The organism is Streptomyces sp. NPDC020192 (assembly GCF_044388685.1).
Lineage (GTDB): Bacteria > Actinomycetota > Actinomycetes > Streptomycetales > Streptomycetaceae > Streptomyces.
In genome coordinates this window covers 99,526-112,103 of record NZ_JBIRXG010000023.1, presented here as the reverse complement: position 1 = coordinate 112,103, position 12,578 = coordinate 99,526, and the positions used below count along the sequence as shown (strand labels likewise).

The window sequence follows — 12,578 nt, the reverse complement described above, 5'->3', positions numbered from 1 at the left end:
GTAGGGATGCCCCCGGTGCGCCGCTGCCGTCGCAAGCGGCGCACCGGCCGGGCCCTGCCTCAGCTCTTGATGTCGCCGATCTTCGGGGCGGGCTCGTTCTTGTAGTCGGCCGGGCCGAAGTACTTCTTCACGGCCGCCTCCCAGGAACCGTCGGAGACCATCTCCTCAAGGGCCTTGTTGATCTTGTCCTTGAGGGCGCTGCCCTTCTTGACGCCGATGCCGTAGTTCTCGTTCGTCATCTTGAAGCCGCCGAGCTTGAACTTGCCCTTGAACTGGGCCTGGGAGGCGTATCCGGCGAGGATCGAGTCGTCCGTGGTCAGGGCGTCGATCGCCTTGCTCTGCAGACCGGTCAGGCACGCGGAGTAGGTCGGGTACTGCTGGAGCTGAGCCTTGGGGGCCAGCTTGTCGTGCACGTTCTGCGCCGACGTCGAGCCGGTCACCGAGCACAGCTTCTTGTTGTTGAGGTCGGCCGGCGACTTGATGGAGGTGTCGTCCGCGCGCACCAGCACGTCCTGGTGGGCCAACAGGTACGGGCCCGCGAAGTCGACCTTCGCCTGGCGCTTCGGGGTGATCGAGTAGGTGGCGGCGATGAAGTCGACGTCACCGCGCTGCAGCATGGTCTCGCGGTCGGCGCTCTTCGACTCCTTCCACTCGATCTGGTCGGCGCTGTAACCGAGCTTCTTGGCGACATAGGTGGCCACGTCGACGTCGAAGCCCGCGTAGCCCTGCGGGGTCTTCTGCCCGAGGCCCGGCTGGTCGTACTTGATGCCGATGGCGATCGACTTGCCGCCGCCGGAGGAGCCGCTGTCGTTCTTCTTGCCGCCGCCGCAGGCGGTGGCGGACAGGGCGAGGGCGAGGGTGACGGCCGAGGCGGCGGTGACCTTGCGGAGCTTCATGCTGAACATCCTTCGAAAATGGTGCGGGACGAGGTCCGTTGGAAAGGGCGACCCAGCTGGTGCGGGGCCGGGCGCATGCCGTCAGTGGTGCAGGATCTTGGACAGGAAGTCCTTGGCCCGGTCGCTGCGTGGGTTGCTGAAGAAGTGCTCCGGCGCGGCCTGTTCGACGATCCGGCCGTCGGCCATGAAGACCACCCGGTTCGCGGCCGAGCGTGCGAACCCCATCTCGTGGGTGACGACGATCATCGTCATGCCCTCACGGGCGAGCTGCTGCATGACCTCGAGGACCTCGTTGATCATCTCGGGGTCGAGGGCGGAGGTCGGCTCGTCGAAGAGCATGACCTTCGGGCCCATCGCCAGCGCCCGCGCGATCGCGACGCGCTGCTGCTGGCCGCCGGAGAGCTGGGCGGGGTACTTGTCGGCCTGGGTGCCCACCCCGACCCGGTCGAGCAGCGCCCGGGCCTTCTCCTCGGCCTGCTTCTTCTCCGTCCTGCGGACCTTGAGCTGGCCCAGCATCACGTTCTCGAGCACGGTCTTGTGCGCGAAGAGGTTGAAGGACTGGAAGACCATCCCGACGTCGGCCCGCAGCCGGGCCAGTTCCCTGCCCTCCTCGGGCAGCGGCTTGCCGTCGATGGTGATGGTGCCCGAGTCGATCGTCTCCAGGCGGTTGATCGTGCGGCACAGGGTGGACTTTCCGGACCCGGAAGGCCCGATGATCACGACGACCTCGCCGCGGTCGATCGTCAGGTCGATGTCCTGGAGCACGTGCAACGCGCCGAAGTGCTTGTTGACACTCTTCAGGACGACCAGTTCGTCGGACGTGACCGTGTCTTCCTTGGTCAGCGCTGCTTCGGTCATCGCTCTCGGGCTCCGTCCTGCTCGGTTTCGGAGGACAGTAATGAGCGGCTGTGACCTGCGTCATCACATCTGAGGGAGATCTGAGCATCACGATCCGATAGCAGGCGGACACGTGTCGTAGCACCGGCCACGCGCGCGCGTATCGGCCGGATAACGGAAGCGGCGGGCAACCGGAACCCTCTTGACGCCGTCCTTCTCCATCGGCGTGACTGCCATGGTGCACGCGCGCGTGCACTACAAGACGCACGGGAACCCACACCGTACGACCGCTGAACCGGAGGGGGCCGGGATGAGGCTGCTGCTCGTCGAGGACGACAACCATGTCGCCGCGGCCCTGTCCGCCGTGCTCGCCCGGCACGGATTCGACGTCACGCACGCGCGGAGCGGCGAGGAAGCCCTCCAGGCGCTCGTCCCCGAGGGCAGCGGTTTCGACGTCGTCCTGCTCGACCTGGGCCTGCCCGACCAGGACGGCTACGAGGTCTGCGGCAAGATCCGCAAACGCACCAGCACCCCGGTGATCATGGTCACCGCGCGCTCCGACGTCCGCTCGCGCATCCACGGGCTCAACCTGGGCGCCGACGACTACGTCGTGAAGCCGTACGACACCGGGGAACTGCTCGCCCGGATCCACGCCGTCAGCCGGCGCACCGTCCACGAGGACGCGGGCACCGGCGGCGACAGCTCGCTGTTGCTCGGCCCGGTCCGCATCGAACTGCCCACCCGGCAGGTCACGGTGGACGGTTCGGTCATCCAGCTGACTCGCAAGGAGTTCGACCTGCTCGCCCTGCTCGCACAGCGCCCGGGCGTCGTCTTCCGGCGCGAGCAGATCATCAGCGAGGTCTGGCGCACCAGTTGGGAGGGCACCGGCCGCACCCTGGAGGTGCACGTCGCCTCCCTGCGCGCCAAACTGCGCATGCCCGCGCTGATCGAGACCGTACGCGGGGTCGGCTACCGGCTCGTCGCGCCGGCCGCCTAGCGGGGCCGGGTTGCGCGCACGTCTGCTGCCGCTGCTGTTCGTTCTGATGGCGGCCGTCCTCCTCGCCCTCGGTGTCCCGCTCGCCGTCAGCGTGGCCGCTGCCCAGCAGCAGCGGGTCGTCGTCGACCGGATCGACGACACGGCGCGCTTCGCCGCGCTCGCCCAGTTCGTCACCGACGGGCCCAGCGGGTCCCGCCGTACGAGCACGGACGAGCGGCTGGAGGCCCTGCGCAGCGAACTCGACAGCTACTACGGCGTCTACGGCATTCGCGCGGGCGTCTTCTACCGCAACGGCTCGGCGATGGCCAACGCGCCCGACGACTGGTTCGTCCCGCAGAGGGGGGAGGTCCGGGAGGCGTTCGACGAGGCGCTGCTCAGCCGGCGCAGCCATGACCCGCGGCAGGTGTGGCCCTGGCAGCGCAGCCGGGTGATCGTCGCCTCGCCGGTGATCCGGGACGGGGACGTCGTGGCGGTCGTGGTCACCGACTCGCCCACCGGGCAGATGCGCTCCGGGACCCTGCACAGCTGGCTGCTCATCGGGGCCGGGGAGAGCGCGGCGATGCTGCTCGCCGTCGGCGCGGCGCTGCGGCTGACCGGCTGGGTGCTCCGGCCGGTGCGGGTGCTGGACGCCACCACCCACGACATCGCCACCGGGCGCCTGAAGTCCCGGGTCGCGGCCGCCGGCGGGCCGCCGGAACTCAGACGGCTGGCCCGGTCGTTCAACGAGATGGCGGACAACGTCGAGGACGTGCTGGAGCAGCAGCGCGCCTTCGTCGCGGACGCCTCGCACCAGTTGCGCAACCCGCTCTCGGCGCTGCTGCTGCGCATCGAACTGCTCGCCCTCGAACTCCCCGAGGGCAACGAGGAGATCGCCTCGGTCCGCACCGAGGGCAAGCGCCTCGCGCAGGTCCTGGACGACCTGCTCGACCTGGCGCTGGCCGAGCACGCCGAAGCCGACCTGAGCCTGACCGACGTCGGCGCGCTGGCCGAGGAGCGGGTGGCGGCCTGGGCCCCGGCCGCCGACGCGAAGGGCGTCCGGCTGACGGGCGACTGCCCGCCCACGACGGCCTGGGCGGACCCGATCACCCTGTCCAGCGCCCTGGACGCGGTGATCGACAACGCCGTGAAGTTCACCCCTGCGGACGGCACGGTGACGGTCACCGTGGCCGCCGACGGCGCCACCTCCACGATCGTGGTGACGGACACCGGCCCCGGCCTCACCGACGAGGAACTCGCCCGCGTGGGCGACCGCTTCTGGCGCAGCGGCCGCCACCAGAACATCAAGGGCTCAGGCCTCGGCCTGTCCATCACCCGCGCGTTGCTCGAGGCGGGCGGCGGCTCGATCGAGTACGACCACCACGACGGGGGCGGGCTGCGGGTGACGGTGGCGGTGCCGCGGCACGGAGAGCGCTGAGGACCGGTTCGACAGGGGGCTCCCGCCCGTCCCGCTAGGGCTTCACCGAGCGGTAGTAGCGGCGGGCGCCCTCCTGGAGGGGGAGCGGGTCGGTGTAGATCGCGGTGCGCAGGTCGACCAGTTGGGCGGAGTGGACGTGCGCGCCGATGCCGTCGCGGCTCTTGATGACCGTGCGGGTCACCCACTCGGTCAGCCGGGGATCCACGTCCGTGCGGGTCATGAGGAGGTTGGAGACGGCGATCGTGGGCACCTCGTTGCCCTGCTGTACGGCCGGGTACGCCGACTCGGGGATGTTGGCGGGCCGGTAGTAACGGGTCTCCTGGCCCTCGCTGTGCAGCTCGGCGACGAGGCTGCCGTCGATCGGCACGAACTTGAAGGCGGACCTCTGCGCCAGCGGCACCAGCCCCTTGGTGGGCAGGCCGCCCGACCAGAAGAACGCGTCGATCTTCTTCTGCCGCAGCCGCTCCGGCCCGGTGTCGATGCCGTCCGCGACCGGGGTGATGTCCGTGCGCGGGTCGATTCCGGCGGCCCTGAGCACCCGGTCGGCGATCAGCCGTACCCCGGAGTCGGGCAGCCCGATCGCCACCCGCCTGTGCCGCAGGTCCGCCACGCTCCTGATGTCCGAGCCGCTGCGCACGATGAGATGCACGTAGTCGTCGTAGAGCCGGGCCACCCCGCGCAGCCGCCCGGCGCCGCTGCCGTGCTCCAGCTCGTACGTCTCCACCGCGTCCGCCGCCGCGATGGTGAAGTCGGCCCTGCCGGTCGCCACCCGCTGCACGTTCTCCTGCGAACCAGCGCTGTTGAGCAGCTCCACCTTCAGCCCGGGCATGTCCTTGGCCAGCTCGCTGCGCAGCCGCTCGCCATACTCCTGGTAGACCCCCGAGGCCGTGCCCGTGCTGAAGACGATCGTCCCGCTCGGCGGCTTCTGGCCCAGGGGCAGCAGCCACCACAGCAGCAGCCCGAGCGCCACCGCTCCGGCGGCCGCGACCGGCAGCGCCCGGCGCCTGCCGGGCCGGGGGAACACCTTTGACATGCGGCGATCCTGCCAGCCGACGCACCGCGCTGGCCAGGGCCGAGGTCACTCCGGGGCCGGAGAGCGGCCCAGGGCGTTGTCAGTGGTGGCCGTTAGAGTCGTCGCATGAGCACTTCGCCCGCCGACCTCGTCCGTGAATTCCACCACGCCTTCGGCCTCGACGCCCGCAGCACGCCGACCGAGGTGGCTCCTGAACTGGCCGCGCACCGCGGGGAACTGCTCGCCGAGGAGGCCGCGGAGGTCGCCGAGGTCGCGGTCGAGGGCCCGCTGGACAGGCTCGCACACGAACTGGCCGACGTGGTGTACGTCGCCTACGGCACGGCCCTCGTCCACGGCTTCGACCTCGATCAGGTGATCGCCGAGATCCACCGCGCAAACATGAGCAAGCTCGGCCCGGACGGACAGGTCGCCCGCCGGGCCGACGGCAAGGTCCTCAAGGGGGAGCACTACCGGGCGCCGGACGTGTCGGCCGTACTGCGCCGCCAGGGCTGGATACCGGCGGCGGGGCAGGACGGTTCCGGTCTCGGCTAGAGCGTGCCGCCCGCCAGCTTCCACTCGCGGTGCAGCACGCCGAGCGGGATGTCCCGCTGGACGACCGGCGTGCCGAAGAGGGACAGCTGGAGCCGCAGGGTCCCGGACAGGTCGACCCCGCCGTACACCCCCCAGGCCAGCCCGGCCTTCACCCCGCCCGCACCGGTCGAGCCGGAGACCGTGCCGGAGGCCTCGCCGCGGAGGTACGGGGCCAGGTCCGCGGTGACGCCGACGGTGCCGTAGAGGCCGACCGAGGCCTCGGCGCCGAGGGCGGTCTTCAGGCTCCCGGCGCTGGTGACGGAGGCGTGTACGGGGGTGCTCGTCATGTCCGAGGAGCTGACCGGCGTCCAGCCCCTGGACGGGCCGAAGGTGCCGCCCGCCCTGAAGGCGCCCTTGAGGCTCTGCTCGACGTCGACGGTGACCCGCCCGTCGCCGCTGATCCGGGCGTAACAGGTCAGGTCGAGGTTGACGACGACCGGGACGGGGCCGACCTGGAGGACGGGGTCGGCGTGCAGCTTGGCGAACGGGATCCGTAGCGGGGCGCCGGTGGTCGCGGCGGCCCGGCCCCCGACCGACCAGCCCGAGGTCCACGTGCCGGAGACGCCCAGGTACGCCGAGCCGGGCGCCGCGTTCGTCCCGCTGCCCCCGTAGGCGAAGTCGACCCGCGGGGCGACCTGGACGTAGCCGCGCACCGAGGCGCTCGCCGAGGCCGGGGCGTCAGCGGCCGTCGGCACCTCGGCGCGCACGTCGAGCCGGAGGCTGCCGAGCGGCACGGTCCCGCCCTCGGGACCGACCCGCACGTCACCGGCCTTCGCCCAGGACACCTTCACATCGGGCAGCAGCTTGTCGACGGTGAAGGACGAGGGGTCGACCGGTACGGCACCCTTCGCGGTGTCGTCGCCGAGCAGCGCGTTGAGCGTGGCCGGTTCCGTCTGCACCTCCGTGCCGCGGTCCGACTCACCGACCACCTTGGTGACCTTGGCGAGCAGCCCGTGCGGCGCCCCGGGCGCGGGCGCGCTGGCGATCACATCGCCCACCGCGGTCCGGTGCGGGGCGGCGGAGGGGGACGGGGAGGGGGAGAGAGCGGTGGGAGAACTCCCTTTCCCGGATGGCCTGTTGGAGAGTACGGCCCGTCGCGTGCGGCTGTCGTACGAGCTGACGGCGAGCGTGGTCCTGTGCGCCCGCTGCCCGGTGCCGGGGGGTCCCGCCGTGGCGGTCGGGGTGGTGGCGGGAGCGGCTGCGACGGTGAGCGAGTGGTCGGTGCCGTCGGCCGTACGGTCGATGGTCGTGATCCGCTGTCCGGGCCCGGCGGCGGCCGACGGCTCGGTGTGCGGCGGGGGCGAGGAACAGGCCGCGGCGAGGAAGAGGGTGGACACGGCGAAGGCGGGCAGCAGGGCGCGCCGGTGCCTCATGCGTCTGCGCAAGGTACGTCCTGAGGGGGGTGGGGGTGGTAGAGAGGTACCGACGAGCGGGCTACTCATAGGTAGAACCAGCCGGTAACTTGATGTCAGGCCATGAGCATGCCACGCCGCACCCATCGTTCCCTCACCATCCGGCCACAGGTGAACGTGAGGTGTGACACGGCGAGTTCGGGCCGCCGCTGACCCGAACTCCGCCAGATTTCGGCCGTGTTGAGGCCGACCGCCGCCCGGATGCGGACGGACGGCGGCCCGCCGTAACTGACCCGATCTCAGCGGTTGTCGAGACCGGCGCCGCCGAGCCGGGTCAGCAGTCCCGACAGTTGTGCGATGTCCTCGGCGCTCCATGCCGAGGCCGCGAAGACCTCGGCGGCGGTCTCCTCGGCCGTGGCGCGCATCTCCGTCAGCCGCTGCCGGCCCGTCGGAGTCAGTGACGCGTACGCCACGCGCGCGTCCCGGGCATCGGACTCGCGGGTCACCAGCCCGATCCGCTCCAGCGGGGCCAGCCCGCGGGTGACCCCGGAGGCGGTCAGGCCCAGGGCCTCGGCGAGGTCGACCCGGCGCATCCGGCCGCCCGGCGCCTGCCCCAGCCGCAGGAGCAGGGTGAAGTCGGCGAGGCTGACCCCGTGCAGCCCGCTCAGCCGGGAGTCGAAGCGCCGTACGAGCGCCGTCTGTGCCCTGACCAGCCGCAGGGCCGCGTCGAGGGTGTCACTCATCGCCACTCCCCCGTGTCGCAGACCCACTCATTGCCAGATCCTTGAGTACTCAAGTTTATGCCCCGTTGAAACCGTGGAAACCGTCGGCACGCGCCGCGCGCCGCTGCCGCTTGCCCATCGGGGCCTGGGAGAGGTCCTCGGCGCTGGAACGCAGCTGCTTGAAGCCGTAGCCGCGCCCGGCCAGCCAGGCCTTCGCCGCTTCCTCGGCCCGCTCGGTCGCCTCCAGGATGTCCTCCTCTTCCTCGCCGGTGTCGGAGAAGCGGAAGACGAAGGCGGGGCGGGCGGCGATGTCGTAGGTGAGGGTGCCCTCGGGCGTGAACGCGGCCCGCAGGACGTCGTGTTCGGCGGCGTCGGCCAGCAGCGCGGCCCGCTGGGCGTCGGTGAGGCCGTCGAAGACGCCGCGGACGGTGATCCGGAAGGTACGAGTACTCATCCCGCGACCTTAGGCACGGCGGGCGCGTCGGCTCCACCGGGTTTCCCGAGGGCGGCTGGTTCCTCGTCGAGGTCGGGCAGGTCCAGGGAGCAGATCCGGGCGGCCTCGTCGGCGGGGATGCCGAACTGACGCAGCAGGCCCCGGGCGACCAGATCCGTGAAGGCCCCGTCGTCGCGGTCGGGCTGCGCGTGCAGCAGGGAGCCCAGGGCCAGGGTCGCGCCCGCCGTGACCGCCGGCGCGAGGTCCGGGTCCTCCACCTCGAACCGGCCCGCGGCCACCGCGGCGCGATGTCGTGCAGGGCGCGTGGCGCCAGGCCCCGAGGAGGGGGACACCCGCAAGTGCAGTGGGCGCGCAGGCGCGCACCAGGCCGACGGGAACACCTGGTTCCCGCCGGCCCGTCGTCCCCCGTGACCCCAGGATGGCCCCGGCCCGGCCCCCTTCGCACCCGCGTTTCCGTCAACTCCCGTACCACGCCCGGGATTCGACCGGCCCACGCCCATTCGCCCCGCCCGGTGGCCGCCGCCCGGGCGAACCCCGGGCGGGGCTCGGCCCGAGAGTTCCGCCGGCCCGGTGACCGCTGCTTCGCTGGTGGTGGGGAGCCGGGCGGTGGAGGGGGACGGTGGTGACGGGGGGCTGGATGACGGGGGAGTCGGGCGGCGGGAGGGGCGCGATGGTGGCGGGGGAGCCCGGCTAATGGGGGGAGGTGGCAGTGCAGGGGAGTCGGGCGGCGGAGGTGGGACGGGGTGACGGGGGTCAGGCGGCGGACGGGAGACGGCGGTGACGGGGATCCGGCGGCGGAGTGGGACGGCGGTGAAGGGGGAGCCGGATGACGGACGGAGACGTGGGAGTCGGGCGGCGGAGGGGAGACGGCGGTGACGGGGGAGCCAAGCGATGGAGGGGGACGGCGTGGACATCGGAGGGGCGACCGTGTCGGTGGCCGTCGCGGTCGTCGGTGTCGTCGGGACGCTGCTGTCCGCGTTGCTGACCCAGCGCGCGGCCTACCGCAGCCGCCGGCGCGAGCTGGAGCACGCCGAGCGGGTGCGGGAGCGGCGCGGAGAGGCCCGGGAACTGCGCGCGTGCTACGTCGCGCTCAACACCGCCGCCCGCCAGTATCTGGCCGCCCTCACCGACCAGATGCACGCCCTGGGACGGGACGAGGAGGCACGGGCCGTACGGCAGCGGCTGGCCGAGGCGCGCGACCAGTACCGGGACGCGTACGCGCAGGCACAGATGCGGATGCCGGAACCGGTGCTCGACCTCGCGGGCGACCTCAGCCGCGAACTGGGCGCGCTGTACGGCATGGTGCGCCGGCTGGACGAGGGTGTCCCGCGGGCCGGGGACGCGCCGGACGTCGCACGGGTGGGCATCGAGGCCCAGTGGGGCCGACTGCGGCGGATGCGGCGCGAGATGCGGGCGGGCCTGGGCGTGTCCGGGGCGGATTCCGGGCGCTGACACGGCAGTTGCGGATTCTCACTGGCCTCGGCCCCAGAGGGGCGGCACAGTGGCGGCGGTTCCAGGGCGGCCGGGCAGCCGAGGAGGACAGGGAAGGGCGGATGCCGGTGAGCGACGAGGAGGGCGGCGGCGTACGAGGGCTGCGGACCTGGGCGGACGACGCCATGGCGCGGGCCAGGCGGCTGACCCCGGGGCTGACACCCGACGCGGTGCCGCTGCGGGCGGGTGTCGTACCCCGCCGGGACTACGGCACGTCGGTCGCCGAACTCGAGCAGCTGACGCGGCTGCTCGACCACGACCCCCGGCTGCGCAGCGCGGTGGGCGTCCGGCTGGGCGGCGCGCCGGCCATGCGGCACCTGGCCTGGGGCGGCGAGGCGGCGGAGCGCGAGCGCGCGGAGACGCTGCTGCGGCAGGCGCGGGACCCGGGGGGCGCGCTCGGCGCCACCGCGGCCGAGGAGGACCGGCGGTGGGCGGCGCTGTTCCTGCTCGCGCTCATCGCACCACTGCCGCCGCAGCCGGCCCTGGCCGGTGCGGCACCCGACCTCTCCGCGTTCCTCGCCTGGGCCGAACGCGCGGGGCCCGACCTCGCCGCCACCGCCGCCCGTGAGGCCGCCGTACGCGACCACCGCACCGACCCCGCCGTGGAACAGGCCTGGGAGGAGACGCTCGACGCGCTCTGCGACTGGGCCCACGCCCACGAGGTGCTCGCCCCCGTCCTCGCCGACCCGGAGCGGCGCCTCCTGGGCCGGAGCGAGGGCGAGGGAGCGGCGCTCGGACGCGCGCCCCGGGGCGCGGCGACGGCCCCGGTGTTGCCGGCCGATCCCGGCATGGCGCTGCCGTACGCCGAGGTCGAGGTCAGGCTCTGCGGAACGCCCTCCACCGGCAGGCCAGGCTGTGCGGCGGGATCTCCGAGCTGCCCGGCAGCGAGCCGGCCGCCGCCGGCACACCCGACGACGTCCTCGCCTTCCTCCACGGCGAGGCCTCGCCGCTCCACATCGCCTCGCACGGTTCGGCGCGCATCCGGCCCACGGTCTCGGCGCTGCATCTGGAGGGCGACCTGACGGTGCAGCGGCTCCTGGACCGGACGGAGAGTCAACAGGGCGCTGATAACGGGCCGCTCACCCTGACCACGGCGTTCGTCGCGGCCGGCGCCCGGGACGTCGCCGGTTCCCGCGGGATGGCCCGGGACGGTGCGTCGGCCCTGCTCATGGCGGTGTTCCACCAGTGCATGAACGTCGACGGACTCGGCCCCGCCGACGCGTTGCGGGCCGGGCAGCTGTGGATGCCCGACCCCGAGCGCGAGAACCCGGGCTCGCTGCACGGCCGGTTGCTGCGCGAGATGCGCCGTCCGGGGCTCGAACACATCTCGCTGTGGGCACGGTTCATCCATCAGGGCCATCCAGGCGATCAGGGCCATCCGGGCCATCCCGGCCTCCCCGAGGGGGAGCGGGCGGAGAGGAGTACGGCGTGAACGACGCGAACGCGGGGGCGACGGAACGGTTGCTCGCCCTGATCGGCGCACACCTGGACAGCATCCGCGAGGCCCTGGACGACGAACAGTACGCGGAGCTGCTCACCCGCCTCGCGGCGCTCGCCGGGACGGCGCCGGACGACGACCGGGAGGTACGCCGGACCTTCCAGCGCGTCCGCCTGGCGCTCCTCGAGCTGCCGTTGGACCATCCGGTGCACGAGGCACTGGACTCCGTACGGCTGGTCGCGGCGCCACCGGGACCGCGGGCCGTGACAGGGGCCCAGGACCTGCTGGCACGGCTCCGGCTCACGTCACCGCCGTACCGACCGGAACCCCAACCGGTGGCCCCGGACCCGGAACTGGACCTGCTACGGCAGGCACCCGGCCTCTCCGCCGCCGAGGCGCGGGCCCGCTGCGGCGGTCCGCCGCCACCGGAGCTGATCAGAATCCCGGACGCCCGGGACGGCGGCGACCGCTACCCGGAGTTCCAGTTCGCCGCGGGCGACGGCACCCCGTACGAGGTCGTGCTGGAGGTCAACCGGCTGCTGCTCGCGGAGATCGACCCCTGGGGTGCCGCGGCCTGGTGGCTCAGTGCCAACACCTGGCTGGGCGGCACACCCGCGTCGCTGCTCGGCCGGCTGCCCGACCACCGGCTGTTCGGCGCGGCCGGCGCACTGGCGGAGGGGGAATGATGAACGGCTTCTTCCCCATGATCGACCTGGAACTGCGCCCCAACCGCCAGGTCGTCCCGGCCGGCACGGAGCTGTGGCGGGTGCACCAGTCCCAGTACGCCCCGGACCAGTTCAACCCGAGGCTCGCCGACATCCACTTCGACGGCGGCCGCTTCGAGGGCACCGTGCTGGATCCCTACCACAGCCTCTATCTGGCCGACACCGCGCTCACCGCCCTCGCGGAGAGCGTGCTGCGCTCCCGGCCCTTCGAGCGGCCGCACAGCAAGCGGACGATTCCCTACCGTACGGTGTGGCAGCGCTCGCTGAGCGCCCTGCGCACCCGGTACGAGCTGACCCTGGTCTCCCTGGTCGACGGCAAGGACCTGGCCGCCGTCTGCCAGGACTCCACGCTCCTCGAGGACGAGAGCAACTACGCCAGATCACGGCGCTGGTCGAGCGAGATCCGGGCGCAGGCACCGGATGCGATGGGGCTGATCTGGGAGTCCCGGCGCAACCGGTCCCAGTTCGCGATGGTCCTCTTCCACGACCGCTGCGAGCACGGCACCGGAGGCCCCCTGGAGGTACTGCCCGACCGGGGCATCCCGGACCTCGGCTCCCGGGCGGGCCGTGAGCGCGCGAACGAGATCCTCGAACCCCTGCGGGCGGAGATCTCGGAGCCTGTGTGGCCGTGATGGTGTGAGGCCGCCGG

Annotated in this window: 15 protein-coding genes; 8 read left to right on the top strand and 7 right to left on the bottom strand. The window is 72.6% G+C overall.

All coding sequences use genetic code 11. The features are described from left to right. Positions 1 to 59 precede the first annotated feature (59 nt). Positions 60 to 896, bottom strand: coding sequence for a glutamate ABC transporter substrate-binding protein (locus ACH47Z_RS35085; protein WP_399081068.1), 837 nt, complete (start codon positions 894 to 896; stop codon positions 60 to 62). 81 nt (positions 897 to 977) lie between these two features. Further along, on the bottom strand, positions 978 to 1,754 hold the full coding sequence (locus ACH47Z_RS35080; protein WP_399081066.1) for an amino acid ABC transporter ATP-binding protein: 777 nt from the start codon (positions 1,752 to 1,754) through the stop codon (positions 978 to 980). 289 nt (positions 1,755 to 2,043) lie between these two features. On the opposite strand from ACH47Z_RS35080, the gene ACH47Z_RS35075 reads away from it, so the two are divergent. Together ACH47Z_RS35075 and ACH47Z_RS35070 are read left to right on the top strand one after the other, a co-directional pair. Next, a complete protein-coding gene (locus ACH47Z_RS35075) occupies positions 2,044 to 2,730 on the top strand; it encodes a response regulator transcription factor (RefSeq protein WP_399081064.1) in 687 nt (228 codons plus the stop codon). Between the two features lie 10 nt (positions 2,731 to 2,740). Beyond that, on the top strand, positions 2,741 to 4,144 hold the full coding sequence (locus ACH47Z_RS35070) for an ATP-binding protein (protein ID WP_399081062.1): 1,404 nt from the start codon (positions 2,741 to 2,743) through the stop codon (positions 4,142 to 4,144). Positions 4,145 to 4,178: 34 nt separating this feature from the next. On the opposite strand, the gene ACH47Z_RS35065 is transcribed toward ACH47Z_RS35070, so the two are convergent. Next, positions 4,179 to 5,177, bottom strand: a complete 999-nt coding sequence (locus ACH47Z_RS35065) for a TAXI family TRAP transporter solute-binding subunit (RefSeq protein ID WP_399081060.1) — start codon at positions 5,175 to 5,177, stop codon at positions 4,179 to 4,181. Between the two features lie 105 nt (positions 5,178 to 5,282). On the opposite strand from ACH47Z_RS35065, the gene ACH47Z_RS35060 reads away from it, so the two are divergent. Beyond that, positions 5,283 to 5,708: a MazG nucleotide pyrophosphohydrolase domain-containing protein gene (locus ACH47Z_RS35060; RefSeq protein WP_399081058.1), complete on the top strand. Its 426-nt coding sequence runs from the start codon at positions 5,283 to 5,285 to the stop codon at positions 5,706 to 5,708. Here ACH47Z_RS35060 and ACH47Z_RS35055 read toward each other — a convergent pair. From ACH47Z_RS35055 to ACH47Z_RS35040, 4 genes are all read right to left on the bottom strand, one after another. Then, positions 5,705 to 7,120: a hypothetical protein gene (locus ACH47Z_RS35055; protein ID WP_399081057.1), complete on the bottom strand. Its 1,416-nt coding sequence runs from the start codon at positions 7,118 to 7,120 to the stop codon at positions 5,705 to 5,707. The two genes, ACH47Z_RS35060 and ACH47Z_RS35055, sit on opposite strands and share 4 nt — an antisense overlap. Before the next feature lie 278 nt (positions 7,121 to 7,398). Beyond that, positions 7,399 to 7,842: a MarR family winged helix-turn-helix transcriptional regulator gene (locus ACH47Z_RS35050; RefSeq protein WP_399081055.1), complete on the bottom strand. Its 444-nt coding sequence runs from the start codon at positions 7,840 to 7,842 to the stop codon at positions 7,399 to 7,401. A gap of 55 nt (positions 7,843 to 7,897) precedes the next feature. Further along, a complete protein-coding gene (locus tag ACH47Z_RS35045; protein WP_399081053.1) occupies positions 7,898 to 8,275 on the bottom strand; it encodes a DUF6204 family protein in 378 nt (125 codons plus the stop codon). Beyond that, positions 8,272 to 8,775 (bottom strand): hypothetical protein, encoded by a 504-nt coding sequence (locus tag ACH47Z_RS35040; RefSeq protein ID WP_399081052.1) that lies wholly within the window; start codon positions 8,773 to 8,775, stop codon positions 8,272 to 8,274. Before ACH47Z_RS35040 ends, ACH47Z_RS35045 begins: the two co-directional genes overlap by 4 nt. Positions 8,776 to 9,181: 406 nt before the next feature. Here ACH47Z_RS35040 and ACH47Z_RS35035 point away from each other — a divergent pair, with 406 nt between their 5' ends. The 5 genes from ACH47Z_RS35035 (at position 9,182) to ACH47Z_RS35015 (ending at position 12,561) form a co-directional block, all read left to right on the top strand. Beyond that, on the top strand, positions 9,182 to 9,727 hold the full coding sequence (locus ACH47Z_RS35035) for a hypothetical protein (protein ID WP_399081050.1): 546 nt from the start codon (positions 9,182 to 9,184) through the stop codon (positions 9,725 to 9,727). Between the two features lie 101 nt (positions 9,728 to 9,828). Further along, on the top strand, positions 9,829 to 10,788 hold the full coding sequence (locus ACH47Z_RS35030; protein ID WP_399081048.1) for a hypothetical protein: 960 nt from the start codon (positions 9,829 to 9,831) through the stop codon (positions 10,786 to 10,788). Beyond that, a complete protein-coding gene (locus tag ACH47Z_RS35025; RefSeq protein ID WP_399081124.1) occupies positions 10,722 to 11,198 on the top strand; it encodes a CHAT domain-containing protein in 477 nt (158 codons plus the stop codon). The genes ACH47Z_RS35030 and ACH47Z_RS35025 overlap by 67 nt, the downstream gene beginning before the upstream one ends. Beyond that, positions 11,195 to 11,890, top strand: a complete 696-nt coding sequence (locus tag ACH47Z_RS35020; protein WP_399081046.1) for a hypothetical protein — start codon at positions 11,195 to 11,197, stop codon at positions 11,888 to 11,890. The genes ACH47Z_RS35025 and ACH47Z_RS35020 overlap by 4 nt, the downstream gene beginning before the upstream one ends. Continuing rightward, positions 11,887 to 12,561, top strand: coding sequence for an RES family NAD+ phosphorylase (locus ACH47Z_RS35015; RefSeq protein ID WP_399081044.1), 675 nt, complete (start codon positions 11,887 to 11,889; stop codon positions 12,559 to 12,561). The genes ACH47Z_RS35020 and ACH47Z_RS35015 overlap by 4 nt, the downstream gene beginning before the upstream one ends. The last annotated feature ends 17 nt before the right edge of the window (positions 12,562 to 12,578 follow it).

Bases quoted from the DNA above. Each gene is read 5' to 3' on its own strand.
- ACH47Z_RS35060 (WP_399081058.1), top strand. From the start codon at position 5,283: ATGAGCACTTCGCCCGCCGACCTCGTCCGTGAATTCCACCACGCCTTC.
- ACH47Z_RS35055 (WP_399081057.1), bottom strand. From the start codon at position 7,120: ATGAGGCACCGGCGCGCCCTGCTGCCCGCCTTCGCCGTGTCCACCCTC.
- ACH47Z_RS35085 (WP_399081068.1), bottom strand. From the start codon at position 896: ATGAAGCTCCGCAAGGTCACCGCCGCCTCGGCCGTCACCCTCGCCCTC.
- ACH47Z_RS35050 (WP_399081055.1), bottom strand. From the start codon at position 7,842: ATGAGTGACACCCTCGACGCGGCCCTGCGGCTGGTCAGGGCACAGACG.
- ACH47Z_RS35080 (WP_399081066.1), bottom strand. From the start codon at position 1,754: ATGACCGAAGCAGCGCTGACCAAGGAAGACACGGTCACGTCCGACGAA.
- ACH47Z_RS35075 (WP_399081064.1), top strand. From the start codon at position 2,044: ATGAGGCTGCTGCTCGTCGAGGACGACAACCATGTCGCCGCGGCCCTG.
- ACH47Z_RS35030 (WP_399081048.1), top strand. From the start codon at position 9,829: ATGCCGGTGAGCGACGAGGAGGGCGGCGGCGTACGAGGGCTGCGGACC.
- ACH47Z_RS35015 (WP_399081044.1), top strand. From the start codon at position 11,887: ATGATGAACGGCTTCTTCCCCATGATCGACCTGGAACTGCGCCCCAAC.
- ACH47Z_RS35065 (WP_399081060.1), bottom strand. From the start codon at position 5,177: ATGTCAAAGGTGTTCCCCCGGCCCGGCAGGCGCCGGGCGCTGCCGGTC.
- ACH47Z_RS35040 (WP_399081052.1), bottom strand. From the start codon at position 8,775: ATGGGCGTGGGCCGGTCGAATCCCGGGCGTGGTACGGGAGTTGACGGA.
- ACH47Z_RS35045 (WP_399081053.1), bottom strand. From the start codon at position 8,275: ATGAGTACTCGTACCTTCCGGATCACCGTCCGCGGCGTCTTCGACGGC.